1 protein-coding gene is annotated in these 948 nt (G+C 75.7%); it reads right to left on the reverse strand.

Features of this window, described 5'->3' with window-relative positions; genetic code table 11:
• The coding region (locus SSBG_RS25050; RefSeq protein ID WP_037870589.1) for an alanine racemase at positions 1–714 on the reverse strand (714 nt) is incomplete at its 3' end.
• Positions 715–948 lie beyond the last annotated feature (234 nt).

Genomic DNA, 948 nt, shown 5'->3' on the forward strand with positions numbered 1-948 from the left:
GACCGCGCGCACCGCGCGCACCACCTCGGCCCGGCGCGCGGCCAGCTCACGGCGCGCGGCGGCCTGCATGAGCCGCACGGTGCGCGAGCGCAGCGGACGGCCCGCCAGCTTGTCGCCCACCCCGGCCACATGGCCCTCGTACGCCATGATCCCGACCAGCCGGAAACCGGGTGTCCGCGCCACCGCGCGCGCCATCTCGGCGAGCTGCGCGGGCGCGTGCAGCGGCGAACGCCGCGCGCCCACCCGCACCCGGCCGCCCAGCAGCCGCAGCGAGGTGTCCAGTTCGAGGCAGACCCGGATCTCCTCGGTACCGCCCTCGCGGGCCGCGTCGATGAGCCGCAACTGCGCGGGATCGTCCACCATGACCGTCACGGCGGCGGCGAGCTTGGGGTCGGCGGCGAGTTCGGCGTACGCGGCCCGGTCCGTCGACGGGTAGGCCAGCAGCACGTCCTCGAAGCCCTCGCGGGCCAGCCACAGCGACTCCGCGAGCGTGAACGACATGATCCCCGCGAACCCGGGCCGGGCCAGGACCCGTTCGAGCAGGGCACGGCAGCGCACCGACTTGCTCGCGACCCTGATCGGCTTCCCCTGGGCGCGGCGCACGAGGTCGTCGGCGTTCGCGTCGAAGGCGTCCAGGTCGACGAGCGCGAACGGCGCTTCGAGGTGTGCGGTGGCCCGGTCGTAGCGGGCCCGGTCGGCTGCGCGCGCGGTCATGGACGCAGCCTGCCAGACACCCCTACCGATGGGTAGAGGGAGAAAGCGAACCGACCCCCTCCCGGGGGATGTTCCGGGCCAAAGAGACGGCCCGCGCACACCCGCCCCGGGGGATGCCGGGACCCCGTAAAGTGACCGGCACCCGAGCCGCCGCGCCCGCCCGCCGCGCGGGCCCGGGCCCGTCGGCGAGCGGAAGGACACGGGCAGCGCATGAGCACGGACGCCCGGCCCCTC

It is taken from the genome of Streptomyces sp. SPB074 (assembly GCF_000154905.1).
GTDB lineage: Bacteria > Actinomycetota > Actinomycetes > Streptomycetales > Streptomycetaceae > Streptomyces.